The organism is Pantoea sp. UBA6567, assembly GCF_002434165.1.
Classification (GTDB): Bacteria; Pseudomonadota; Gammaproteobacteria; order Enterobacterales; family Enterobacteriaceae; genus Pantoea; species Pantoea eucrina.
This window is the reverse complement of sequence record NZ_DJJN01000001.1, coordinates 1-24,575: the sequence shown is the minus strand read 5'-3', so window position 1 is coordinate 24,575 and position 24,575 is coordinate 1. Positions and strand designations below refer to the sequence as shown.

The window sequence follows — 24,575 nt, the reverse complement described above, 5'->3', positions numbered from 1 at the left end:
GGGTAAGATGCCGCCGCACGCCTCAACTGTCTGACTCAACCGTGCCCAGCCAGCGCTGCCAGCTGGCGTTGACAATGCCGCGCTCGCGGGCAAAACGATCCGGTGCCACGTGACCCGGCAGCGCCTGCAGGGCCAGATGATGCAGCGCATCACGCAGCGTGACGTAAGCATGCGTCAGCGCCTGCGCTTCCTGGGCAGGCATAATATCGTGCTCCGCCATCAGAGCAAAAATGCGCACGTTATCTGACCAGCGCGTCAGGGCCGGCCGATCCGCCGCTGACGCTAAGACCAGATACTGGGCAATGAATTCAATATCGGTAATACCGCCTGCATCTGTTTTTATCTCCCAGCGCCCTTTATGTTTGTTGCTCAGGTGCGCACGCATCTTTTCGCGCATTTCACGTACCTCAGCCCGCAGCGGTGCTGTTGCACGGGGCAGGCTGAGAATAGCGTGGCGGATCTGCGTAAAACGCGCCATCAGCGCCGGCTCACCAAAGACAATACGCGCACGCACCAGCGCCTGATGCTCCCAGGTCCAGGCATCATTACGCTGATACTCTTCAAAGGCGTCGAAGGTGCTGACCAGCATGCCTGCTGAGCCAGAAGGACGCAGGCGGGCATCCACCTCATACAAAATACCGGAGGCGGTGCGGGTGCTGAAGAGATGCATGATGCGCTGCGCCAGACGCAGATAAAACTGCCTTCCGTCGATGACGCGTTCACCGTCGGTCTCTGCACTCTCCGGACAATCATGCAGAAACACCAGATCGAGATCGGAGCTGTAGCCAAGCTCCCAGCCCCCCAGCTTGCCATAGCCGACCACGGCAAAGCCGCGCTCATCGTCACGCGTCAAATGTGATGGCCGCCCATAGCGCTGTACCATCATCTGCCAGGCCTGCTGCACCACCGACTCGATCATCGCCTCTGCCAGCCAGGTTAAGTGATCGCTTACTTTCATTACCGGCAGCGTTCCGGCGATATCTGCTGCGGCAATACGCAAGAGCTGCGCCTGTTTGAACTGGCGCACCGCCTCCAGCTGCTGCTCTTCATCCTCTGCCGGAATACGCAGCAGATATTGCCGCAGTTCGTCACGGTAGGCGTCAGTGGCAGTGGGCTGATACAGCGTGGCGGGGTCGAGCAGCTCATCCAGCAGCAGCGGATAGCGCGCCAGCTGGCTGGCAATCATTGGTGAGGCGGCACAGAGACGGATCAGGTGACGCAGCGCGCCGTGATACTCAGTCAGCAGCTCAAGATAGGTGCTGCGCGTCAGCACCCCCAGCAGCAGCGGCGTCAGGCGCTCCAGTACGCTGTCGGCATCCTCACGCGAAGCGATCTCCCCCAGCAGGCGCGGCATCAGCTGGTCGAGCGCCAGCCGGCCACGCGGCCCGATTGTGCGCCGGCTGGCATCCTGCCGGAAGTCATTAAGCACGTAAAAAAAGCGCTGTCGCTGCGTTTCATTCAGCTGCGGCACCACCGGCGTCAGCTCATGCTCCTCCAGCGTGTCCTGCCAGAGTGCCGCAAATTCCGCCAGTTCCGGCTGATCATCAACGTCCGGGGCATCGTCGCCAATCAGCTCATCAAACACCGCGCGTACGGCGGCCATGTGCGCCGTTAGCTGTGCCGTCAGCGCTTTCCAGTCGGCGCAGTTCATCGCCCACGCCAGACGCTCCCGGTTGAGCGCATCCTGCGGCAGCGTCTGCGTCTGCTCATCATTGATGCTCTGCAGCAGATTCTCCAGCCGGCGTAAAAAAAGGTAGGCGTCATGCAGCTGACTGACCTGCTGCGGACGCAGCAACTCCAGCTCACCGATGGCCTGCAGCACTGGCAGCAGTGAGCGCGACTGAAGTAAGCGCTCACGTCCACCGCGAATCAGCTGAAACACCTGCACAATAAATTCGATTTCGCGGATACCGCCGGCACCCAGCTTGATATTATCTTTCAGGCCACGACGGCGCACTTCACGCGCGATCATCCCTTTCATGTTACGCAGCGACTGAATCACGCTGAAATCGATATAGCGGCGATAGACAAACGGCCGCAGCATCTGCTGCAGCGCCTGGCTCCACTCGCCGCGATCGTCGCCCATCAGACGCGCTTTGACCATGGCGTAGCGCTCCCAGTCACGCCCCTGCTCCTGATAGTAATCTTCCAGCGCCGCAAAGCTCATCACCAGCGGGCCGCTATCGCCGAACGGACGCAGTCGCATATCCACGCGGTAAACAAAACCATCGACGCCAGGCTGATCCAGCACTTTTATCAGGCGCTGCCCCATGCGGGTAAAAAACTGTGCGTTGTCCAGCTCGCGTCGCCCGCCGCGCGTGACGCCGCTCTCCGGCCAGGCAAAGATCAGATCGATATCAGAGGAGAAGTTGAGTTCTCCGCCACCCAGCTTGCCCATGCCGAGGATCAGCAGCGGCTGCGGCTCGCCCGCCTCGTTGCAGGGCGTGCCAAAATCGCGACAGCAATCCTGCCACACGCGATCGCGGGCGGCAGCGATCAGGCTTTCTGCCAGTACGCTAAGCTGCGTCAGGCTCTGTTCGGTCGTGGCGTGCTGCAGCGCCTGCATCCAGGCGATACGCACCAGCATATGCCGGCGGAACAGGCGCAGCTCACGCATCAGCGCGGCCTCGCTATCCGCATGCTGCAGCGCCTGCTGCAGCCACAGAGCATAGTGCTGCCATTCATCAGGCTGAGGAGGCTGCTGCTGCAGTTGCTGCCACCATGCTGGCTGCTGCTGCAGGTTATCTGCGATAAAGTCACTAAAGGCCAGCGCGCCAGCCTGTTCAGACGTCAGCGCCGGCAGCGACAGCTGCAGGCGTTCTGCGATGCCGGCCAGCTGCGCCTGCATCAGCGAAGGTAACGGTAACTGCATCCTCTCTCCCTGAATTTTACATAGTGTCGTTAACGCCTGACGCCGCTGCTCAGCCAGAATGGCGGCTGGCGCATGGCCATCGTAGCGAGCTGAATCAGGCCGTGCTGCTGTTTTTCCCGGATGGCGAGCTGCAGCTCCTGCCATCCCGCCATCCACTGGCATACCTCTTCAGCCGGATACGCCGCCGCCAGCAGACAGACAGCCAGCAGCTGCCGCTGCAGACGCGTGGCCTTATCCTGAAACTCGCTGACCAGTTTTACATCCGTAAAGGTTTCCCGCAGATCCGCAGCCACGCGGCTTAGCATGATGTCGCAAAAGCGTTTATAAGAGCCCTGCAGCTTGATCTGGTTTTTGCTGTCGATCCACGGCTGCCACTGCGCTTCTGCCAGCCAGCACGTCAGCGCCATCTGCGCCTCGACTGAGGTGGCAGAGAAACAGAGGGTTTCCGCACTGATAGCATCATCCTGCAGCAGCTCCTCAAGACGGGTCAGCTTCTGGCGCAGCTCGCTGTTAGCCTTACGCGGCACCAGCGCACCAAACAGCGAAAACGCCTGACGCAGCGTTTCCAGCGCCTCCAGCACAGCGTGTCGCGCAGCCGGATTACCGCGCAGCCAGACCTCTTCATGATACTGCCAGTGATCCAGCGCGGCGCTGAGCGCGGCAATCATCCCCTGCTCTACTGTCGCTTTTGGCGTCACTTTCAGCAGCGGCAGCGCCCGAACCGGGCGCAGCGCGTCACCCTGCGCCAGCTGATAGCCACGCGCGGCTTTGCTCAGGCTGCCGGGACGGAGTCCGCCGCCCGCTGCCAGCGTCTGCGCGAGCCTGAGCAGATCGGCAGGCGTGCCCTGTTTAAGCTCCAGCTCAACTTCACACAGCGGTTCGCTAAGCTCGCCGGCCGCCACGCTGCCCTGATCGAAGGCAATTTCAATCGTGCTGTTACCTGCCTCTACCGTCCAGGTTTCGCGCCGGAAATGCGTGCTGAATAGCGGCTGCAGCCGCTGCTGCAGGGTGGCAATATCAGTACCCTGCGGCCAGATCTCTGCCGGCAGCCGGGCGATATCAAGCTGCGGCGCCGTTATATCCACGTTGTACTCCGGGCGCTGATGCAGACCGCCCAGCGTCTGACCCGCTGCCTTAAGCGTCATCTCATAACGCTTGTCCACACCCCGGATGCGCAGCCCCATATCCCAGCGGCGCAGCTGGTTGTCGTCCGTTTCATAATAGATATTCGTCAGCTCGCGGGCGGCTTCATGCTGATGCGGCCAGGCGGCCAGTGTCTCTGCCAGGGTGGCGGCAGCCTGCGGGGTGGCAATGAACTTTAATTCGATTTCAGTGGTCATAATTTTTTATTTACTACGCTGCTGGCACTTATACGGTTAATCTGGCGAGAGTAATGCACCACAAGCACGCTGTCTCGGCTTTCTTGTGCTTTTACGCCCCTTTTCGCGCCGGATTGAGACCAGGATAGTTCTCATTCAGATTTATGCGAGGCAACTCCAGACTGTGCCGGTAAATTTACGCCCATCAAGAAAATACGACATCGAATGAAAAAAATTACACTTGCCGCCCTTTCTTTGCTGGCTTTCAGCGCCATCACCCCCGCTCACGCTGCTGATGAAAAGCGTTATATCTCCGATGAGTTATCAACCTGGGTACGCAGCGGTCCAGGCGATCAGTATCGCCTGGTCGGTAAGCTGAACGCCGGGGAAGAAGTTACCGTACTGCAGACCAACAGCGATGCGCAGTATGCGCAAATCCGCGATGCAGAAGGCAAAACCAACTGGATCCCGCTGTCGCAGCTCAGCGCGACCCCAAGCCTGCGCACCCGCGTGCCGCAGCTGGAGCAGCAGGTTAAAGATCTGACTGACAAGCTGGCTAATATCGACAACAGCTGGAATCAGCGCACGTCAGAAATGCAGAACAAAGTCGCTAACAGCGACGGCACGATTGATGGTCTGAAACAGGAAAACCAGAAGCTCAAAAATGAGCTGATCGTGGCGCAGAAAAAAGTGAGCGCAGCCAACGTACAGCTGGATGACAAACAGCGCACCATCATTATGCAGTGGTTTATGTACGGGGGCGGCGTACTGGGCGTTGGCCTGCTGCTGGGCCTGCTGCTGCCACATATGGTGCCGCGCCGTAAAAAGAAAGATCGCTGGATGAATTAATCTGCCGTACGCCAGCCGTTTGTCCGGGGGGGATCGCCAGATGCCCCCTTTCGCATGCCCGCTTTTCCACCAAAGTATGCAACAATTACGAAACAGGCGCCTGACGCGCAGTTATCTGAATACCTCTGGAGTTGTTGAGTGAAAACCTTTCTGGTCGGTGGTGCGGTGCGTGATGCCTTACTGCAGCTGCCGGTAAAAGATCGTGACTGGGTGGTGGTTGGCGCCACGCCTGATGAGATGCTGGCGCAGAACTATCAGCAGGTAGGCCGCGATTTTCCGGTCTTTTTACATCCGCACAGCCGTGAAGAGTATGCGCTGGCGCGCACCGAGCGCAAACAGGGCAGCGGCTACACCGGCTTTATCACGCACTTCGCGCCCGACGTCACGCTGGAGCAGGATCTGCAGCGGCGCGATCTGACCATTAACGCCATCGCGCAGGCGGAAGATGGCAGCCTGATCGATCCCTGCCACGGCCAGCGCGATCTTGCCAGTCGCACGCTGCGTCACGTTTCGGCAGCGTTCAGCGAAGATCCGCTGCGCGTGCTGCGCGTGGCGCGGTTTGCCGCCCGCTATGCCCACCTTGGCTTTCGCATTGCCGCTGAAACGCAGGCGCTAATGGCAGAGATGGCTGCCAGCGGCGAACTGGCGCATCTGACGGCAGAGCGCGTCTGGAAAGAGACGGAAAATGCACTGCTGACGCGCAATCCGCAGGTCTATTTCCAGGCACTGCGCGACTGTGGCGCACTGCAGGTGCTCTTTCCGGAGATCGATAATCTGTACGGCATTCCTGCCCCGCCGAAGTGGCACCCTGAGATCGATACCGGTGTGCATACGCTGATGACGCTGACGCTGGCGGCCGCGCTCTCTGATGAGCTCGACGTGCGCTTCGCTACGCTGTTTCACGATGTCGGCAAGGCGCTGACTCCTCCGGAGAAGTGGCCGTCGCATCACGGTCATGGCCCGGCGGGTGTCCCGCTTGTCGCCGCCCTGTGCCAGCGGCTGCGCGTCCCTAATCACGTACGCGATCTGGCGCTAATCGTGACAGAGTTCCATGACATCGTGCACACCATTGAGCGACAGTCAGCGGCGGCGCTGGTGGCGCTGTTTGATCGCATCGACGCCTGGCGTAAGCCGGAGCGGGTGGAAAAGATGGCGCTGACCAGTGAGGCGGACGCGCGCGGACGCGCCACGCTCGAGAGTATGCCCTATCCGCAGGGTAACTATCTGCGTCAGGCGTTTGCGCTCGCGCAGGCGGTACCGGTGCAGCAGGTGATTGCAGCAGGCTTTAAAGGCGCAGAGGTGCGGGAAGAGCTGGGCAGGCGCCGGATTGCGGCTATTGAAGAGACGCTGATTGGTGCGCGGCCGGCATAACCCGCCGCGCAACCGCTGTTACATAAACACGGCGTAAACCGCTGCTGCAACGATAAAACGATAGATGGCGAACGATACAAACGAGATACGCTTGATCAGCTCAAGGAAGACTTTGATTGCCAGCAGCGCCACGATGAACGCGGTAATAAAGCCCACTGCGAACATCGGGAAATCCTGCATCGTCAGGAAGCCCATGCTTTTGTAGAGGTCCAGCACGGTCGCTCCCATCATCATCGGCACGGCGAGAATGAAAGAGAATTCCGACGCTGCGTAGCGGCTGACGCCCATCAGCATACCGCCCGAAATCGTCGCACCCGAGCGGGAAAAGCCCGGCCACAGCGCCAGACACTGGAAGCAGCCAATCATAAACGCCTGACGATAGGTGATATCATCCACGCCCACTGCTTTTGGCTGTTTTGGCTTCAGGAACTCTGCCGCCAGCAGCAGCACACCGCCTACCACCAGGGCATACATGACGTTGATCGGATTAAACAGCGTTTTGATCTGATCGTGCAGCAGTAAACCGATCACCACCGCCGGGATCATCCCGAGCAGAATGTGGATCAGCGTCAGCTTACCGGTACCGGTGCCTTCATGACGCTCCTGACCAAAATGGATACCGATCAGGCCAAACAGACGTCGCCAGAACATTACGACCACTGCCAGAATCGATCCGAGCTGGATCACCACTTCAAACGTCTCTGCTTTATCGCCCTCAAATCCCAGCAGGTGCCCGACAATAATCATATGGCCCGTGGATGAGACCGGCAGAAACTCGGTCAGCCCCTCAACGACCCCGAGGATCGCAGCGACCCATAGCTGATGCATATCTGCCATCAAAATTTTCCCCTATCCGTTTTAAACAGTAAAAAGGCGGTCGCAAACTGCTACCGCCTGAAATTATGCCGGCGTTGATCTGAAGAAAACCTTAGGGTTTTCTGTTACTTCGTTTCACTTAACGCAACGGCCTCAGCTAAGACACACCATAATTTGATTTGGTTTCATTGTGATGGCAATCACAGGGGGTTTATTTAGGAATTGTCCCGCGCTCAATACGCACGCCAACGCTCGCCGCCTGGGCTACTGCACCCGGCTTACCTACCCGGATACGCACGCCGGGCGTTTTGAAACGATTCATCAACAGATCGCAGATTTCTTCTGCGACGCGCTCGACCAGCGCAAACCGGTTTCCCTGCAGATGCGAGAGGATGGCGTCGGTGACATCGGCATAACTCAGACAGTCGCTGACATCGTCGCTGGCCGCGGCACGCCGGTTGTCCCAGGCCATTTCGACATCGAGCACCAGCTTCTGCTGCATGCCCTGTTCCCAGTCGTATACGCCAATGGTGGTGAACACGGTGAGTTGTTCTATAAATACGATATCCATGATGTCACTCTCTGTTTTTGGCCAGGCCGGATACCACTTCCGGCGGATTATGCGTATTATCCACGCTTACCGGCAACAAAACGACCCAAAAGGAACGGTACGACGCTATGAGTGCTATCGCGCTTGGTATGATTATTTTCGCGTATCTTTGCGGCTCGATTTCCAGTGCGATACTGGTCTGTAAACTCGCAGGCTTGCCCGATCCGCGTATCTCAGGCTCCGGTAACCCTGGCGCCACAAACGTCCTGCGCATCGGCGGCAAAGCGTCAGCAGCAGCGGTACTGATATTTGATGTGGCCAAAGGAATGGTTCCGGTCTGGATCGCCTGGATGCTGCACGTGACGCCTATGTATCTTGGCCTGACCGCGATAGCTGCCTGCCTGGGTCATATCTATCCGGTCTTTTTCCGCTTTCGCGGTGGCAAAGGCGTGGCGACGGCGTTTGGCGCGATTGCGCCGATTGGCTGGGATCTTACCGGCCTGATGACCGGGACGTGGCTGCTGACCGTGCTGCTGAGCGGCTACTCCTCGCTGGGTGCCATTGTCAGCGCGCTGATCGCCCCGTTCTACGTCTGGTGGTTCAAGCCGCAGTTTACGTTTCCGGTTTCCATGCTCTCCTGCCTGATCCTGCTGCGGCATCATGACAATATTCAGCGGCTCTGGCGCGGACAGGAAAATCGCGTCTGGAAACGGAAAAAAAAGAAAGAATAAAAAAAACCGGCTGCGCGCCGGTTTTTTGTTTTCAGATAGCGGGCAGTTCCGCCAGCGGCCAGCGCGGACGGACGCTGACGCCGAGCTCACCCCGTGTGCCGCCCTTCAGACGCACCATGCCGGCATAGGCGATCATAGCGCCGTTATCGGTGCAGAACTCAGGCCTGGCATAAAACACCTCGCCGCCGCGTGCGCTCATCATCTCTGCCATTCGCGCGCGCAGCGTGCGGTTGGCGCTGACGCCACCGGCGATCACCAGCCGCGTAAAGCCGGTTTGCTCCAGCGCGCGTTTGCACTTGATCATCAGCGTATCCACGACCGCATCTTCAAATGCGCGGGCGATATCTGCCCGCGCCTGTTCGTCGCCGTCATGCTCGCGAATAGTATTTGCCGCAAAGGTTTTCAGCCCTGAAAAGCTGAAATCGAGGCCCGGGCGATCGGTCATCGGACGCGGGAAGCGGAAGCGGTTCGCAACACCCTGCTGCGCCATGCGCGACAGCATGGGGCCGCCCGGATAGTCCAGACCCAGCAGCTTGGCCGTTTTATCAAACGCCTCACCCGCCGCATCGTCGATTGACTCGCCCAGCAGCGTATATTCGCCGATACCGGTGACGCTGATAAGCTGCGTATGTCCGCCGGAGACCAGCAGCGCGACAAACGGGAACGCCGGCGGATTCTCCTCCAGCATCGGAGCCAGCAGATGGCCTTCCATATGATGTACCGGGACTGCCGGCACATTCCAGGCGAACGCCAGCGCGCGGCCAATCGTGGCGCCGACCAGCAGTGCACCCACCAGACCCGGACCGGCGGTATAGGCGACCGCATCGATATCGCTGGCCTGCAGGTTTGCCTCTTTCAGCGCGGCCTGTATCAGCGGCACCGTTTTACGTACATGGTCGCGCGATGCCAGTTCCGGCACAACGCCGCCGTAGTCAGCATGTAGCTTCACCTGGCTATACAGCTGATTCGCCAGCAGACCGGACACATCGTCATAAATCGCGATGCCGGTTTCATCGCAGGACGTTTCAATACCCAGAACTCGCATAGCTTTATTACCCTCTTCTTGCGGCGCGCAGTGTAGCACAGGCAAATCTGCCGCCGGACTACTTTGACGGGAAAAAGTGTTTTTCTGCCGCACAAAGAGTGCGCTATACTCCACGGCCTGAAAAAACCGGCAGCCGCACAGGCAAACGCTCCTGTTGGTTCTAAATTGTCCATGGTGCTTTACAAGCTGGCCCCGGCTGGAGTAAAATGCTGCACCATTTTGAGATGTGCTGACGCCGCAGTCAGCAGCAAAAACCGAATTTTATCGAGGTGAGAGTTACATGCCGGTAATTAAAGTACGTGAAAACGAGCCATTCGACGTAGCACTGCGTCGCTTCAAGCGTTCCTGCGAGAAAGCAGGCGTTCTGGCTGAAGTTCGTCGTCGTGAGTTTTATGAAAAACCAACGACCGAGCGTAAGCGCGCTAAAGCGTCAGCAGTTAAGCGTCACGCCAAGAAACTGGCTCGCGAAAACGCACGCCGCACTCGTCTGTACTAATTTCTTTCGGAAGTTCGCTTCCGCCGCGTGTTAAACGCAGACAGAGTCAAGTAAGAGGCCGTGCTTTCCGAAAGGAAGCGCGGCTTGTTGCCGTTTAAGAGCTGAAAAAAATCGGGGCTTATGGCTGGACGAATTCCACGCGTTTTTATCAATGATTTACTTGCCCGCACGGATATCGTGGATCTTATCGATGCCCGCGTTAAGCTGAAAAAGCAGGGTAAGAACTATCACGCGTGCTGTCCATTCCATAACGAAAAAACCCCCTCTTTTACCGTCAGCGGTGAAAAGCAGTTTTACTACTGCTTTGGCTGTGGTGCCAAAGGCAACGCTATCGATTTCCTGATGAATCACGATCGTCTGGAATTTGTGGAAAGCGTTGAGGAACTTGCCACCCAGCACGGCCTTGAAGTGCCGTACGAAACAGGCAGCGGCCCCAGCCCGATTGAGCGTCATCAGCGTCAGAGTCTTTACCAGCTGCTGGAGAAACTGGATGGTTTCTATCAGCAAAGCTTCCGCAGTCCGGGAGCAGAGGCGGCCCAGCGCTATTTAGGCTCGCGCGGGCTCAGCCAGCAGGTGATCGATCACTTTGCGATTGGCTATGCACCCGCCGGCTGGGATAACGTGCTGAAGCGTTTCGGAGAGCAGCAGGAAGACCGCGAGTCGCTGATGGAAGCGGGCATGCTGGTCACCAACGATAAAGGCCGCAGCTACGATCGCTTCCGCGATCGCGTGATGTTCCCGATCCGCGATAAGCGTGGTCGCGTGATTGGCTTTGGCGGACGCGTGCTGGGTAATGATACGCCTAAGTATCTGAACTCGCCGGAAACACCGATTTTCCATAAAGGCCGCCAGCTCTATGGCCTGTATGAAGCACAAAAAAACCATCCTCAGCCGGCGCGCCTGCTGGTGGTGGAGGGCTATATGGATGTGGTCGCCCTGGCACAGTTCGGCATCGATTATGCCGTGGCGTCGCTGGGGACCTCCACCACGGCTGAACATATTCAGCTGCTGTTCCGCTCGACTGACACGGTTATCTGCTGTTATGACGGCGACCGGGCCGGTCGCGAAGCCGCCTGGCGCGCGCTGGAAACCGCCCTGCCCTACATGAATGACGGGCGTCAGCTACGCTTTATGTTTCTGCCTGATGGCGAAGATCCCGATACGCTGGTGCGCAAAGAGGGAAAAGAAGCGTTTGAAGCACGCATGGAGCAGGCGATGCCGCTCTCGGTGTTTCTGTTCGACAGCCTGATGCCACAAGTGGATTTGAGCACCCGCGATGGTCGTACCAAGCTCGCGACGCTCGCTCTGCCGCTGATTAGTCAGATCCCGGGCGAAACGCTGCGGATCTATATGCGCCAGACGCTGGGTAATAAACTCGGCATTCTGGACGATAACCAGTTAGACAAGCTGATGCCAAAGGCGGCAGAAAACGCGACGCCGCCCGTCGCGCCGCCGCTGAAGCGCACCACGATGCGCGTACTGATTGCGCTGCTGGTGCAGAATCCGCAGTTTGCGACGATTGTGCCCACGCTTGACGGGCTGGCGCAGTCAAAACTTGCCGGCCTGTCGCTGTTTGTTGACCTGGTCAGCCGCTGCACAGAGAATCCTGGCCTGACGACCGGACAGCTACTAGAGTTATATCGCGGGACAAATTTTAGCCAGCCCCTTGAAACACTGGCCACCTGGAACCACATGATAGTGGATGAGGAAGCCGAAGCGGTGTTTCAGGACTCGCTGGCAAGCATATATGATGCTGCGCTGGAGCAGCGCCTGGAAGCGCTGATTGCGCGTGAGCGCACCGAAGGGCTCAGTGCCGCTGAGCGGCGCGAATTCTGGGCATTAAGCCAGGCATTAGCGAAAAAATAAGATTCAGCCAGGCCAGAATGGCGGAGTATTCCCCGTTCTGGCCTGCGGCTTTCGGTTTACACGCCATATAAGCGGAACCGGAGCACAACGATTTCAGACCGAATATCAAGCGGCTTAAGTGCCGAACTAAAAGGGGCTGCAGCCCTGGCCGCGTTGAAGGCAGCGGCAAAAACATAATGCCTTCACTGTTATAGTTGGCTCGCTGCCGACCGACACCAATCTAATTAACAGAAGTGTGGATACCGTCTTATGGAGCAAAACCCGCAGTCACAGCTTAAGCTGCTTGTCACCCGTGGTAAGGAGCAGGGCTATCTGACCTATGCTGAGGTCAATGACCATCTGCCGGAAGATATCGTCGACTCCGATCAGATCGAAGACATCATCCAGATGATCAACGATATGGGTATCCAGGTGGTGGAAGAAGCCCCTGATGCCGATGATCTGATGCTGAATGAGAACAGCTCCGATACAGATGAAGATGCTGCAGAAGCGGCCGCGCAGGTCTTATCCAGCGTTGAATCTGAAATCGGGCGCACAACCGATCCGGTGCGCATGTATATGCGTGAAATGGGTACCGTAGAGCTGCTGACGCGCGAAGGCGAAATCGACATCGCCAAGCGTATCGAAGACGGTATCAACCAGGTGCAGTGCTCTGTTGCCGAATATCCGGAAGCTATTACCTACCTGCTCGATCAGTACGATCGTGTGGAAGCGGGCGAATCGCGCCTGTCCGATCTCATCACCGGCTTTGTCGATCCTAACGCTGAAGAAGATCTCGCCCCCACTGCCACCCACGTTGGTTCTGAGCTGTCTGAAGAAGATCGCAATGACGACGAAGAGGAAGATGAAGAGAGCGACGACGACGACAGCAGCGACGACGACAACTCTATCGATCCGGAACTGGCGCGCGAGAAGTTCCTTGAGCTGCGCACCCAGTATGAAGCAGCCCGCACCGTTATTAAGGCGAAAGGCCGCAGCCACGCTGATGCCGTTGCCGAAATCAACAACCTTTCTGAAGTCTTCAAGCAGTTCCGCCTGGTGCCGAAGCAGTTCGACTACCTGGTAAACAACATGCGTGAAATGATGGAGCGCGTGCGTACGCAAGAGCGCCTGATCATGAAGCTGTGCGTTGAACTGTGCAAAATGCCGAAGAAGAACTTCATTACGCTGTTCACCGGTAATGAAACCAGTGAGAGCTGGTTTAAAGCAGCCCTGGCGATGAACAAGCCGTGGTCTGAAAAGCTGAAAGATGTTGAAGAAGATGTCATGCGCTCGCTGCAGAAGCTGCTGCAGATTGAGGAAGAGACCGGCCTGACCATCGAACAGGTTAAAGACATCAACCGTCGCATGTCGATCGGCGAAGCGAAAGCGCGCCGCGCGAAGAAAGAGATGGTTGAAGCTAACCTGCGTCTGGTTATCTCTATCGCGAAAAAATATACCAACCGCGGCCTGCAGTTCCTTGACCTGATTCAGGAAGGCAACATCGGCCTGATGAAAGCGGTTGATAAGTTTGAATATCGCCGTGGCTATAAGTTCTCAACCTATGCCACCTGGTGGATCCGTCAGGCGATCACCCGCTCTATTGCCGATCAGGCGCGTACCATCCGTATTCCGGTGCATATGATTGAGACCATCAACAAGCTCAACCGTATCTCGCGCCAGATGCTGCAGGAGATGGGCCGCGAGCCGACGCCGGAAGAGCTGGCTGAGCGTATGCTGATGCCGGAAGATAAGATCCGCAAGGTGCTGAAGATCGCCAAAGAGCCTATCTCCATGGAGACGCCGATTGGTGATGACGAAGATTCGCATCTGGGCGATTTCATCGAAGATACCACGCTGGAGCTGCCGCTGGACTCTGCTACCTCTGAGAGCCTGCGTTCTGCGACCCACGACGTGCTGGCGGGCCTGACCGCGCGCGAGGCGAAAGTCCTGCGTATGCGTTTTGGTATCGATATGAACACCGACCACACGCTGGAAGAAGTGGGCAAGCAGTTTGACGTAACGCGTGAGCGTATTCGTCAGATTGAAGCCAAAGCGCTGCGCAAACTGCGTCACCCGAGCCGCTCGGAAGTGCTGCGCAGCTTCCTCGACGATTAATCGTCTGCAGGAAAACAAAAACCCCGGCACGCCGGGGTTTTTTATTGCCCGCGCTCCGGCAGACCCAGCGCATCCGCCAGCTGGCGATACGCTGCCACCATCTCCTCCAGTGAAGCGCGGTTAAGGCCACTGGGATTTGGCAGCACCCAGATGCGCGTCTCCATCAGCGGCTGCGGCTGCTCGCCCCACTCCACTTTACGCTGCCGGAACGCACGCTGATACGCATCCTTGCCCAGCACCGCCAGCGCCCGCGGCTGATACCGTAAAATTTTATCCTGCAGCCGCAGCCCGCCGTCGCGCAGCTCATCGCCGCTCAGCTCGCTCGCCTGCGTGGTGGGACGCTCAACCAGCGCGGTGATGCCGCAGCCGGTCTCCAGCAGCCGCCGCTCCTGCTCCGGCTTCAGCAGCTCGCGCGTAAAGCCAGCCAGATAGATCACTTTCCAGAAGCGGTTGCCGGGATGCGCAAAATGGTAACCGGTATGCGCAGATGACTTGCCGGGATTGATGCCGCAGAACAGCACCTGCAGATCGTGCGAGAGAATATCGCGAATGTCGTGGTCGGGTTGCATACGCCTCTGAATACCTGGTAAACGTGCTTAAAGCGTAGGTTATTCAGCGGGATGGGGAAAGCATGGCGATTGCGATAAGTGAAAACCCTGCGCCAGCCGCCCAACGAGTTAACGATTTCTTTTACCGCCTGTGCAGTAAAAAAACGCTCAAACTGCTGTGGCAATCACTCCTGTCACAGCAGCACGCTGATTTTTTCATTAATATCAATCACTCACCATTGTGCTAATTTTCATCAACCGATCGGTGAACGCTGGATCGCCTTTGCCAGATACTTTATAATCCCCGCACTACTGGCCCCTTAGCTCAGTGGTTAGAGCAGGCGACTCATAATCGCTTGGTCGCTGGTTCAAACCCAGCAGGGGCCACCAAATTTAGTGATGTAAATCATATATTTAAGCCACCTCTCAGGGTGGCTTTTTTGTTGCCTAATCTGGCAGTGTCGCAAAAGTGTCGCACGACTTTTCAGGGTTGCGACACTCTCAAGCAAAGCGGGCAAACCCCGGGCATAAAAAAACCCGCCTAAGCGGGTAATGTAAGTACAACGCTCACATCCAAAGTGAGCCTTGTAAAGAACGATCTGGATGAGGAGGAACGGGTTTGATTTTCCCAGGACTCATGATTATTTCTGAAACCGTTTCGTGGGATTTAAACGTACAACTGCAATTGATGTTCTGGCACTGGTTGTAACGCTCTTTTGTTTCCTTGGATACTTGGAAACTACTACGGGTATGTGCAGCATTGCCACACAAAGGACAGTTCATCATACGCGCCTCCGGCTTAGCTTTTTTGCTAATGCTACAATTAAAATTAGATTAAACCTAATTTATTCCATCTCAAGTGAGTCAATTTTCACTTCAAGCTCAATGCTTGTTGTATATCCGCTTTCCGCGCTCAGTCCGTGCGTCAGCGTCGTGATAATCCATTCCGCCGCATCAATCTGCTGCTTGAACCCGCTCACCTTCACCGGCATTTCCGTGTAGAGATCGGCCCGTCCGCGCGCCAGCTGAATAGAGAACGTTGCCACCCCGCGCTGCAGCCGTTCCCACTGCATTTTGGCGGCACGCTCGGCGTTGGCCCGGTTCGCATAGGTGCGGCTCAGCACCAGGACGTTTTCATCCGTGCCGATCAGATAGTCGCCCTGCTTTGCCTCCGGCTCCTTCTTCTGAGCGGCGGGTTTGCGCCGCCTGCGCTTCACCGTGGCTTCCGGCTTCTTCTCCGGCTCGCGGGTGTGCAGCCAGCTCGCGATCACGCCGGTGTAGGCGTCACGGTCAGCCAGGGTAAAGCGGTGGCCGTCGCCGTCTTTGCGCACGAGGGTGATGGCGGGCAGCACTTTTCCGCTCGCTGTTTTGCCCTGCCCCTGCCGGATAAACAGTAGGTTGCCGTTTTTGATGCAGGCCACCGCGCCGCACTGTTTCGCTAGCCGCATCAGGAAGCTGGCGTCTGACTCGTTGGTCTGGTCGATATGATCCACGGCCATCTTCGCCACGTCGTCGCCTATTGCCGTTTTGAGCTTGTGCCGCCCGGCAATCTCTTTCACCACCTCGCCCACGCTGGTCTGGTGCCATGACTTTTCGCGCTTCGTGTTCAGCGTCTGGCGGAAGTCCGCGCTGCGCGCGCGCAGGGTCAGCCGGTCCGGCGTGCCGCTGTGCTCGATTTCGTCCACGGTGTAGGTGCCTTTCGGGAAAAGCGCCTCCCCTTTCCAGCCCAGCGCCAGCGACAGCTCAACGCCCCGGCGCGGCATCAGCAGCTGGCCGTCCGCGTCGTCCAGCTCGATGTCCAGCTGGTCCGCCTCAAAGCCCCGGTTGTCGGTAAGCGTCAGGCTGATGAGCCGCTGCTCTATCTTCTGCGTGATGTCCGCCCCGGCAAGCGTCAGCCTGAAGGCGGGCGCGTTTGCCTGCCCGTTAATCCAGCTGCCCGCCATCATGAGAACAGCCCACCCACTGCCGCGCCCACTTTTCCGGCGGCGTCGGTGGCCGCGCCCTGCATGGCCGACAGCTGATCGCTGAGGCTGCCGAACATCTCACCTAGCGATTCGTCGGTGCGCTTCAGCGTGAGCGTGAACTCAATGCGGCGGCACACGCCGTTGCTGAAGAACTCCGCTTTGGTCTGGCTCAGGCTCTCGATCACGAACATGCCGTAAATCGTGCCGCTGCCCTCAATCAGCGGCCACGCGCGCCCCAGCTCGGCAATCTGCTCCAGCGCGAACAGCGACAGCCTGCCGCCGGTGATTTCCGGCAGCAGCACGCCCGACAGCGTGATGGTGTCATTGTCCGGACCGAGGAACTGCAGCGCCGGGCGCATGCCCACGCGGCTGTTCGACGGGAAGCGCCAGCTGCGCTGGAGCTGCAGCTCCTGATACGGCACCGTCTTGAGCATGAAAACAAACAGGCCCAGCGTCATCATCATTATTCAAACCCTCCACGATCCCGATAACTGCTGCGGGCGCGGGACTGCGCCTGCCGCTCTTTTGCCTCCAGCCTGCGCATTACCTCGTCCACCACGTCCTGCGCGTTCTGGCCCGGCTGCTGCACGATGGTGATCGGCGCGTGAATGCTCACGGGCGCCATGCTTATGTCGGACTGCTGGCGCGGCGCGTCCTGCCGGTACGCCTGCGCGGGCAGGCTCAGCGGGTGCAGCGGCTTTGCCTCCGCCGTTCCGGACGCGATGCCGAGCGTCATCGCCGCCATGGCTGCCAGCTGCGCGGTGCGTTTCCGGCTCGTTACGCTCACCGGCCCGCCCACAATTTCCGGCCCGTTTTCACCCACGACGCCAAACTGGCCCGCCGGGATGTTGCCGCCGGTGTCGTACATGCCCGCAAACGCCGGGAAGCCACCCGTAGGCAGCGTCACCCCGCCACCGCTGACGCTGGCCGCTTTCGGCGGCTGCGGCAGCTTAGTGCCAGCCGCCGCTTTGCTGACGAGGCCGAACTTGTCCAGCAGCTCGCCGATCCCCGCCTTAAGTGAGTCAAGCGGGTGCATCACCATGTTCAGCCCGTCGGCCAGCGCCTGCCCGAACGCTTTCCCCTTCGCGGCGGCGCTGTCCAATTCGGCCGCCGTGGACTGCACCGGCGTCAGCAGGTCTTTAAACCAGCCAAACAGCGCCTGAACCTTGTCGCCAATCCACTGGAAAACCGGCTGCAGCGGTGAAAACGCCTCGCTGATGGGACCGGCGGCGGCCCTGAAGCCGTCCACCACGCCGCCTAAAAACGCCTTAATCGGTGCCCAGTATTTCCAGATAACCAGCGCCCCCCCGGCAAGCGCCGCGACGGCCAGCCCGACGGGACTCAGCAGCGCACCCAGCGCCCAGATTACGCCGGTCAGCACCGTGCGCAGTAGCGTAAGCGGCGACTTCACCAGCCACATCAGCGCGCCACCGGCGCCGCGCACCGAGGCGACCAGCGGCGCAAGGGCGGCACCGGCCAGACTGCGCACCTGCGCGCCGAGCGCCCGCACACCGGCCATCGGGTTACGGAAGGAGGCAACCAGCGTCTGCCCGGCGTCCTGCGCTTTCTCCTTGATTTTCTCCAGCGCTCCCTCGCGGAAGGCGTTCAGTATGCCGCCGTCATCCTCGTCATCGTCACCGCCGCGCAGGGACGCCAGCGCGTCGCGGATTTTCTCCAGCCAGTTCACCGACTCCCCGGCCTCGCCGCCGCTGAACAGAGAGAACAGCTTTTTGATGCCGTCACCTGAAGACGTCAAGCCGGGCGCCAGTTTTGCGAATGCCTTGCCCAGCCCGCCCAGCAGCGGCGAGAGCGTCGCCAGCCCCTTCAGGCCGAGCATGCTTAATCCGAAGCGCAGCATCAGTATCGGCCCCAGCACGGCGGCCATGCCCACGGCAAGCGTGCCGAGCGCCAGCGTGACCGTTGCCACCACGGCGGCGATTTTCATCAGCCTGCCGGCCAGCTCCGGGTTCGACTCCACCCAGCGGCGCATGGTGCCGGTGACGCGCTTCACCGCGTCCATGATTTCCAGCAGCGGCTGGCGCAGCGTGTCGCCGAGGCCGCTCATCGTGTTGGCCGCGCCGGTTTTCACCAGCAGCCACTGCGCGGACAGCGAGTCCTTGTTGATGTCGGACTCTTTCTGCATGGAGCCGCTGGCCGCGTTGCCCTGCGTCAGCAGCAGCTGGCGACGCAGCTCCGGCATGTTGTTGGCGAGCTTCGCCGCGTCCTTGCCGAACTCCTTGCCAAATACCATGGTCATTGCGGTAAGACGCTTGTCGGCGGGCAGGTTGTTCACCTTTTCCAGCACGCGCTGAATGGTGCCCATGGCGTCGGTAGTCATCTGCTTCTCAATCTTTTTCGGATCGAGCTTCAGCAGCTCCATGCCGCCCATAAAGGACTTGCCCTGCATGGTGGCAACGGAGAGTTCGCGCACCATGGCGTTCGCCGCGCTGGCGGCGGTTTCCGCCGTCGCGCCGAGGCTCAGGAACGTGGAGCCGAGCGCGGCGGCCTTGCGGTAGTCCAGCCTGTCCGCCACGCCGCCCATGCGCTGCAGCACGTCGATAATGTCCGATCCCTTGGACATCGCGTTGTCGTCCAGGTAGTTCAGCGCGTCGCCCAGCTGCTCGATGTTGCGCGTGGGGATTTTGTAGAGCTGCGCAATTTTGCCCAGCCCCTCAGCCAGCTCACCGGCGGGCAGCTCAAACGCGGTGGACGCCTTCGCCGCCGTGGTGGCAAACGCCAGCAGGTCGCGCTTCTGGTCCTCGTAGGAATCGTTCTGGTTGGTCACGCCCATGCGCGCCCCGCCCTCGACCAGCGCGGCGTAGTCAATCGCGCCGTTGTCCATCGGCAGCTGCTCGCTGGCGGCCTTGATGGCGGCCTGCATGTCGTAGAACTGCGCCGTGCGGTTGCCGTCATTGTCGCGCAGGCCGTTAACCTGCTTCGCCACGCCCTTCATGGCGTCTTCCATGTCCGCCGACGCTTTCACGGCGGCCAGCACCGGCGCGCCCATCGCCAGCCCGGCCACGGTGGTCGCCGCACCGGCCCCGGCAATTTTATCGCGCACCTCAAGCGAGCGGGCGTGACGCTCCCGCACCGCGTTGAGTTTCGCCTGCTGCTCGCCGAGCCGCTTCAGGGACTTCTGCTGGCGGTCAATCGCCGCGCGTGCGTCGTCGGCGCGGCCCTTCAGGTCGCGCTGTGCCTGGCTCAGCTTTTTGGTATCAACGCCGGACTCGGTGAGCGCGGCGCGCTGGCGCTGCACCGAACCCAGCAGGCCGTTATAGCTCTGCTGCAGCTCGCGCACGCGGTTTTTCGCCTGCTCCAGCACCCGCGCCTGCGCGGCGGTGGGCCGGTTGGTGGCGCTGAACTGCGTCGCCAGCTTCGCCGCTTCTTCGCGCGCGCCCTTAAGATTGTTTGCGGTGATGGCAAGCTGTGACCGGGCTTTGCGGAAGCCGTCAATGCGCGCGGCCTGCGCGTCCAGGTCTTTCAGGCTGGCGCGCGCGGTGCGCAGGGAGTCGGCCAGCTCGCGGGTGCTGGCCTTTGCAGAACGGAAGGGGCGGGTCAGTTTGTCTACCGCGTTAAGAACAACCTGCAGGCGCAAGTCTTTATCACTCATCGCTGGTCCCGTGTCGCATTATCGCCTTATGCCGCCATTCGAGTACCTCGGTCAGCGTCATGAACTCGGTAACGGACGGCGGCCAGTGAAAGACGGTGGCGATGTCCGCCACCAGATCGTCAACCGTCAGGCCGTCGCTAAATCCGACAGCACCGACTTCTTCAGTAAAAAAGTGACCACCTCAACCGACAGGCTCACCAGATCGGCGGGGTCCATCTCGGTGATTTCCTGCACGGTCAGCGCCGGGGTGGTGACGCGCGGCAGCACGGTGATCATGGCGTTCACGTCCATGTCCATCAGCGCCTGCAGGCGCGTGCCGCGCAGCGCGCCGGACTGCGGTTTGCGCACGACGACACTCTTAATCTCGGTTTTCCCGCGCAGGATCGGGGTGTCCAGCTCAACGGTTTTTTCGGTGGTTTTGTCGGTCATGATGATGTCTCGCTAAAAGGGTAAAAGGCGGCAGGGTCTCCCCTGCCGGGTTGATTACAGGCCGAGCGCGTTGCGGTGCGCTTCCATCAGGTCCGTGCCGTCTACGATGTGAACCATGTTCACAAGATCAATCTCATAGAGCACTTCGCCGTTGATGGTCAGCTTGGCATAGCTGTTGGTGCCGGACACCTTGGTGGTGCTGGATTCGCCGGTCTTCCACTCGCCGGAGTCCAGCTCCTTGTGGCGGCCACGCGTCACCAGCTCCACCGCCTGCACCTCGCCGGTGTCGTCGCGCTGAATGGAGCCGGTAAAGCGCAGCTGCACGCCGTCCACGGTTTGGGTGCCCATCTGCTTGAACAGCAGCGCCTCAACGCCGCCGCAGGTAAATTCCGTGTCCAGCGCGCCGTCGTCCAGGCCCATATCGATGTCCACCGCACCGGCCATGCCGCCGCCGCGATACTTTTCGAACTTGCGGGTGATTTTTGGCAGCGTCACGGACTCGATAAGCCCCTGCCAGTTGTTGCCTGCGTTGAACAGGTTCAGGTGCTTGAGCTTGCGGGGTAATGCCATGATTCAGTCTCCTTATGCGCTGACGCGGCTGGCGAAATCGACCAGGTACTGATCGGTGATGCGCTGGCGCAGCAGCAGGTTTTCCAGCGGCGGCACCGGCGTGTAGTCGTAGTCAATCAGCAGCTTGCCCGCCTTCAGCGTGTCCTTGTCGTTCACGCTCTCGTCCAGCCAGCAGTCCGCGCCGATGAGATAGCCCTGATTCACGAGGCTGCGCAGCTTCGCGCGGATGCCCTCGATAATGTCGCGGGCCAGCGACGGGTTCAGCGCGCCGTCCACCGCCCACATGTGCGCCTCGGCCATGGTGTCGGCCAGCACCTGCGCGGTGCGGGTGTAGCATTCGAACGCAAACAGCGGGTCATCGCTCAGGCAGCGCGAACCCCAGAAGCGGAAGCCGTCTTTACGAATAAGCGTGGTGATGTCGTTCTGGTTCAGCAGGCCGGAGTCGGTAGCCGGATCCTGCAGGTCCCAGAACACGTCTTTTGAGATGCCGGTGACGCCGTTCACGCCGACGTTCGACAGGGATTTGTGCCAGCCGGTCTGTTCGTCGATTTTGGCGCGCAGGCCGAGCGCGCGGGCGGTGGCGAAGGCCGTCGCGTCCGCTTTCAGCACGGTGTCAAAGTTGATGAAGTCCGGCCAGATGAGCATCCCCTCGCGCTGGCTGAAGTTCGCGCGGTAGGCAATCGCCTCTTCCACGCTTTTACAGCCGTACGCCGACAGGTAGGCAAAGCCGCGCAGGCTCTGCGCCACGCTCAGCAGCTCGGTAGCTACGGCCTGCGTGTCATGGCCCGGCACGCCGAGAATGCGGGGCTTGACGCCGCACACCGCCTGCGCGGCCAGCAAGGCCTTCATGCCGGTGCGCTGGCCGTCGGTGACGCCGCCGATGATGTTGGCGGTGGTTTCCGCCTCGGTTTCGCCCTGCGGTACGCGCACCACGACGGTGACGGGTTTAGCCTGGTCGCCGATGGCGTCCAGCGAGCGCGCCAGCGTGCCGGACTCGCCCGCCTTGCCGCTCGCGGTAAGTACGTCGGTCAGCAGCACCGGACGGTTAAGCGGGAACGTAGCCGCGTCGGCGTCGTCGCCGGTGCAGACCAGTCCGACAATCGCCGTGCTGATGGTGGTAATGGTTCGGGTGCCCTCGTTGATTTCCTCAACGCGCACGCCGTGGTGATAATCCTGTGCCATATGGCGGTTCTCCTGTGAAGGGGTTCCGCTATGGTCGGCGCTATGTTACTTCGGGGCACTGATTTGCTGTTGTGTGGGTGATGACACAACGGACGAGCGCAGTGCCCGCTGCTCTAATGCGGGGATATAGCGGTAAAGCGTTTTAACCGATACGCCGATCACCAGTGACACCTGGAGAAGCGTCGCCCCCTGCGCCAGCATTCGCCGGGCGCGCTCTGTGATTTCCGGCGTCATTAGCCGCCGCCTGCCACCTATACGGCCTTTCTCGCGGGCGGCTGCCAGACCGGCGCGGGTTCGCTCCACGATTAGCTCACGTTCCATTTCGGCAAGCGCGCCCATCACGTGGAAAAAGAATCGCCCCATGGGCGTGCTGGTATCAATGCTGTCCGTCAGGCTGCGAAAGTTAACGCCCCGCTCGCGCAGCTCTTCGGTAAGCATAACCAGATGCTGCATGCTGCGCCCCAGCCGATCGAGCTTCCACACAACGAGCGTGTCTCCCTGCCCCAGCGTGCGAAGCGCCTTTTTAAGTCCCGGCCTGTCGCGGGATTTCCCGCTAATTTTATCCTCCAGAATCAGGTCGCAATTTGCGCTCTTCAGCGCGTTGCGCTGTAAATCCGTATTCTGCTCATTTGTTGATACCCTGATATAGCCAATCAGCATGGACTCATCCCTTTTAAAAGCGGCGAAGTGTGCCAGCAGGCCGCCAATAAGTGCCAGGGGTATCTTTCTCAAAAACCTTGGTTTAGGCGAAGCCGCGAAAAGAGCGGTCGGGACCGATAATAATCAATTACCCGACATGACGGCCTTTGGCCGCAGTCTGGCGACTAACGGTTATCAGAAACTGCCCGGCGGACTGATCATCCAGTGGGGTTACACCTCCACCGGTTCGACTGGCAGTACCGTTACTTTGCCCGTGGCATTCAACAGTTGGGTGGCCGGTTGTGCGGGAAATGAATCGGGCGATGACACCTCCATCAAGGTGATTTCAATCATTCCAAAATCATTATCAACCATTAAGGTGTCGGGTCGTGTTGTGGGAGGAAATACCCTTATTAACACGGTCGTGCGCTGGATCGCCGTAGGATATTAATCATGAAAATCTTTTGTTCGAAAAGCGTCCCCGGCTTTTACGTTGAGGGTATTTCAGTCATGCCAGATGACGTTGCAGAAATCAGTGAAAGTTACTGGAGGGAGCTACTGGAAGGTCAGTCTGTCGGGCAAATAATTGACTTCAGTCAGACCCCTCCCGTGTTAACTGATTACATCAGGACGGAAGCGGACGACATCGCAGAGGCGGAAGCAAAGAAATCAGAGCTGCGACTGCTGGCAGATGAAAGCATCGCGCCTCTGGAAGATGGCGAAAAAATCGGGATGGCAACAGACGCTGAGCTGAATCAGCTTCATGCCTGGCGAAAATTCCGCGTGCTGCTGAACCGCGTTGACACGTCAATAGCTCCCGATATTGAATGGCCTACACTTCCAGCGTAACCGGAATGCTAGGCCAGATAATATCCGCGAGAATATTGGTATGAATAGCCTGAACCGCGTCAATGTAATCAAGCCATTGGTTTAGGCTGTTTTTCTCAGCATCGCTGATACGCCCAAGGAGTAGTTTTGTCTGCCAGATACTGATTGTTTCTTGTGCAACACTTAACAGGCTAGCTTTGCGCTGCTCAGCTTTTGCTAATGCTTCTTCCGCCGTCAGCGGTGGAAGATCGGTCCATACAGGCAGGCTGTTCTCGCCAGCAGACATTACTTTCCCCAATGGGGCCGCCCCCATAAATTCTAACGCCAGAACGTCATCAAGCAGCACGGCATCTTCAGGCCACGTTCCGGCCATTTCATAATCGTTTTTAAGAGCTAACGCGCAAATCATATTCAGCGACGCGCTGTAAACGTAGTCTTTCATCAGTAGCCCACTCCCCATACGGTGACGGTTGATGTTGATTTGGAATAGCTGCTTGCTGCGGCAAACGTGGCGCGATCAATGGAGGCTGACGACGTGAAAGGCGTGCCATTGGTTGCGTAAATGAGCGAGTTGGTTAACGCCTGGATGGTTGACAGGCACGCCGTAGGAAACGCCACGGGCCATGATGTATTGACCACCTGCATGGTGCCGTCTGTCGACATCGGGACGCTCACCGATTTCCACTGCAGAATGATATTGCGGGTGACGCCGCCAATCAGCACAGGAATGGACAGCCAGCCCGCACCGTTGGTGATGGCTGATGCGGCGGGCATTTTCGCGGCTTCGCCTAAA

Annotated in this window: 24 protein-coding genes, 1 tRNA gene and 1 pseudogene; 9 read left to right on the top strand and 17 right to left on the bottom strand. The window is 59.1% G+C overall.

Features of this window, described 5'->3' with window-relative positions; genetic code table 11:
- Positions 1-22: 22 nt before the first annotated feature.
- Complete coding sequence (gene glnE / locus B4M48_RS00130; protein ID WP_071669234.1) at positions 23-2,872, bottom strand: bifunctional [glutamate--ammonia ligase]-adenylyl-L-tyrosine phosphorylase/[glutamate--ammonia-ligase] adenylyltransferase; 2,850 nt, start codon at positions 2,870-2,872, stop codon at positions 23-25.
- A gap of 29 nt (positions 2,873-2,901) precedes the next feature.
- Positions 2,902-4,212, bottom strand: coding sequence for an inorganic triphosphatase (locus B4M48_RS00125; RefSeq protein WP_039380227.1), 1,311 nt, complete (start codon positions 4,210-4,212; stop codon positions 2,902-2,904).
- Positions 4,213-4,416: 204 nt separating this feature from the next.
- Here B4M48_RS00125 and B4M48_RS00120 point away from each other — a divergent pair, with 204 nt between their 5' ends.
- Together B4M48_RS00120 and B4M48_RS00115 are read left to right on the top strand one after the other, a co-directional pair.
- Complete coding sequence (locus B4M48_RS00120) at positions 4,417-5,040, top strand: TIGR04211 family SH3 domain-containing protein (protein ID WP_094110976.1); 624 nt, start codon at positions 4,417-4,419, stop codon at positions 5,038-5,040.
- A 138-nt stretch (positions 5,041-5,178) separates the two neighbouring features.
- Entirely contained in the window at positions 5,179-6,411 is a 1,233-nt protein-coding gene (locus tag B4M48_RS00115; protein ID WP_039380231.1) for a multifunctional CCA addition/repair protein, read from the top strand.
- Positions 6,412-6,429: 18 nt separating this feature from the next.
- Here the strand turns inward: B4M48_RS00115 and bacA are convergent, their stop codons facing one another.
- Entirely contained in the window at positions 6,430-7,248 is an 819-nt protein-coding gene (gene bacA / locus B4M48_RS00110) for an undecaprenyl-diphosphate phosphatase (RefSeq protein WP_039380233.1), read from the bottom strand.
- 190 nt (positions 7,249-7,438) lie between these two features.
- Complete coding sequence (gene folB / locus B4M48_RS00105; protein WP_039380236.1) at positions 7,439-7,798, bottom strand: bifunctional dihydroneopterin aldolase/7,8-dihydroneopterin epimerase; 360 nt, start codon at positions 7,796-7,798, stop codon at positions 7,439-7,441.
- A gap of 107 nt (positions 7,799-7,905) precedes the next feature.
- On the opposite strand from folB, the gene plsY reads away from it, so the two are divergent.
- Positions 7,906-8,508: a glycerol-3-phosphate 1-O-acyltransferase PlsY gene (gene plsY, locus B4M48_RS00100; RefSeq protein ID WP_039380238.1), complete on the top strand. Its 603-nt coding sequence runs from the start codon at positions 7,906-7,908 to the stop codon at positions 8,506-8,508.
- Positions 8,509-8,539: 31 nt separating this feature from the next.
- On the opposite strand, the gene tsaD is transcribed toward plsY, so the two are convergent.
- Positions 8,540-9,553, bottom strand: a complete 1,014-nt coding sequence (gene tsaD, locus B4M48_RS00095; RefSeq protein WP_039385641.1) for a tRNA (adenosine(37)-N6)-threonylcarbamoyltransferase complex transferase subunit TsaD — start codon at positions 9,551-9,553, stop codon at positions 8,540-8,542.
- 280 nt (positions 9,554-9,833) lie between these two features.
- On the opposite strand from tsaD, the gene rpsU reads away from it, so the two are divergent.
- The 3 genes from rpsU (at position 9,834) to rpoD (ending at position 14,012) form a co-directional block, all read left to right on the top strand.
- Complete coding sequence (gene rpsU / locus B4M48_RS00090; protein ID WP_001144069.1) at positions 9,834-10,049, top strand: 30S ribosomal protein S21; 216 nt, start codon at positions 9,834-9,836, stop codon at positions 10,047-10,049.
- Positions 10,050-10,169: 120 nt separating this feature from the next.
- Positions 10,170-11,915, top strand: coding sequence for a DNA primase (dnaG, locus tag B4M48_RS00085; RefSeq protein WP_039380239.1), 1,746 nt, complete (start codon positions 10,170-10,172; stop codon positions 11,913-11,915).
- A gap of 249 nt (positions 11,916-12,164) precedes the next feature.
- Complete coding sequence (gene rpoD, locus B4M48_RS00080; RefSeq protein ID WP_039380242.1) at positions 12,165-14,012, top strand: RNA polymerase sigma factor RpoD; 1,848 nt, start codon at positions 12,165-12,167, stop codon at positions 14,010-14,012.
- A gap of 41 nt (positions 14,013-14,053) precedes the next feature.
- On the opposite strand, the gene mug is transcribed toward rpoD, so the two are convergent.
- The gene (mug, locus tag B4M48_RS00075) at positions 14,054-14,581 is read right to left on the bottom strand and encodes a G/U mismatch-specific DNA glycosylase (protein ID WP_039380244.1); all 528 of its coding nucleotides are present in this window, start codon (positions 14,579-14,581) and stop codon (positions 14,054-14,056) included.
- Positions 14,582-14,874: 293 nt separating this feature from the next.
- Between mug and B4M48_RS00070 the strand changes: the two genes are divergently transcribed.
- Positions 14,875-14,950, top strand: a tRNA-Ile gene (locus B4M48_RS00070).
- Between the two features lie 177 nt (positions 14,951-15,127).
- Here the strand turns inward: B4M48_RS00070 and B4M48_RS00065 are convergent.
- From B4M48_RS00065 to B4M48_RS00025, 9 genes are read right to left on the bottom strand one after another with little or no spacing between them, the layout of a single operon-like run.
- Positions 15,128-15,346: an ogr/Delta-like zinc finger family protein gene (locus tag B4M48_RS00065; protein ID WP_288655717.1), complete on the bottom strand. Its 219-nt coding sequence runs from the start codon at positions 15,344-15,346 to the stop codon at positions 15,128-15,130.
- 59 nt (positions 15,347-15,405) lie between these two features.
- Complete coding sequence (locus B4M48_RS00060; protein WP_288655716.1) at positions 15,406-16,506, bottom strand: phage late control D family protein; 1,101 nt, start codon at positions 16,504-16,506, stop codon at positions 15,406-15,408.
- Positions 16,503-16,988, bottom strand: coding sequence for a phage tail protein (locus tag B4M48_RS00055; RefSeq protein WP_288655714.1), 486 nt, complete (start codon positions 16,986-16,988; stop codon positions 16,503-16,505). The genes B4M48_RS00060 and B4M48_RS00055 overlap by 4 nt, the downstream gene beginning before the upstream one ends.
- The gene (locus B4M48_RS00050) at positions 16,988-20,134 is read right to left on the bottom strand and encodes a phage tail tape measure protein (protein WP_288655712.1); all 3,147 of its coding nucleotides are present in this window, start codon (positions 20,132-20,134) and stop codon (positions 16,988-16,990) included. The genes B4M48_RS00055 and B4M48_RS00050 overlap by 1 nt, the downstream gene beginning before the upstream one ends.
- Positions 20,127-20,246 carry a GpE family phage tail protein gene (locus B4M48_RS00045; RefSeq protein WP_071531062.1) on the bottom strand — a complete coding sequence of 40 codons (120 nt, stop codon included), beginning with the start codon at positions 20,244-20,246 and terminating at the stop codon, positions 20,127-20,129. The genes B4M48_RS00050 and B4M48_RS00045 overlap by 8 nt, the downstream gene beginning before the upstream one ends.
- A gap of 14 nt (positions 20,247-20,260) precedes the next feature.
- Positions 20,261-20,563, bottom strand: coding sequence for a phage tail assembly protein (locus B4M48_RS00040; RefSeq protein WP_288655710.1), 303 nt, complete (start codon positions 20,561-20,563; stop codon positions 20,261-20,263).
- A gap of 54 nt (positions 20,564-20,617) precedes the next feature.
- A complete protein-coding gene (locus B4M48_RS00035; protein WP_049850600.1) occupies positions 20,618-21,133 on the bottom strand; it encodes a phage major tail tube protein in 516 nt (171 codons plus the stop codon).
- Between the two features lie 12 nt (positions 21,134-21,145).
- A complete protein-coding gene (locus B4M48_RS00030; protein ID WP_288655708.1) occupies positions 21,146-22,315 on the bottom strand; it encodes a phage tail sheath protein in 1,170 nt (389 codons plus the stop codon).
- Between the two features lie 45 nt (positions 22,316-22,360).
- On the bottom strand, positions 22,361-22,975 hold the full coding sequence (locus B4M48_RS00025) for a recombinase family protein (RefSeq protein ID WP_288655706.1): 615 nt from the start codon (positions 22,973-22,975) through the stop codon (positions 22,361-22,363).
- Between B4M48_RS00025 and B4M48_RS00020 the strand changes: the two genes are divergently transcribed.
- Together B4M48_RS00020 and B4M48_RS00015 are read left to right on the top strand one after the other, a co-directional pair.
- Positions 22,974-23,405, top strand: a complete 432-nt coding sequence (locus tag B4M48_RS00020) for a gp53-like domain-containing protein (RefSeq protein ID WP_288655705.1) — start codon at positions 22,974-22,976, stop codon at positions 23,403-23,405. The two genes, B4M48_RS00025 and B4M48_RS00020, sit on opposite strands and share 2 nt — an antisense overlap.
- A 2-nt stretch (positions 23,406-23,407) precedes the next feature.
- Positions 23,408-23,803, top strand: a complete 396-nt coding sequence (locus B4M48_RS00015; protein ID WP_288655703.1) for a tail fiber assembly protein — start codon at positions 23,408-23,410, stop codon at positions 23,801-23,803.
- On the opposite strand, the gene B4M48_RS00010 is transcribed toward B4M48_RS00015, so the two are convergent.
- Complete coding sequence (locus tag B4M48_RS00010) at positions 23,787-24,224, bottom strand: tail fiber assembly protein (protein WP_288655702.1); 438 nt, start codon at positions 24,222-24,224, stop codon at positions 23,787-23,789. The two genes, B4M48_RS00015 and B4M48_RS00010, sit on opposite strands and share 17 nt — an antisense overlap.
- Positions 24,224-24,575, bottom strand: a pseudogene (locus B4M48_RS00005) (phage tail protein); the annotation flags it as partial. The pseudogene B4M48_RS00005 and the gene B4M48_RS00010, both read right to left, overlap by 1 nt.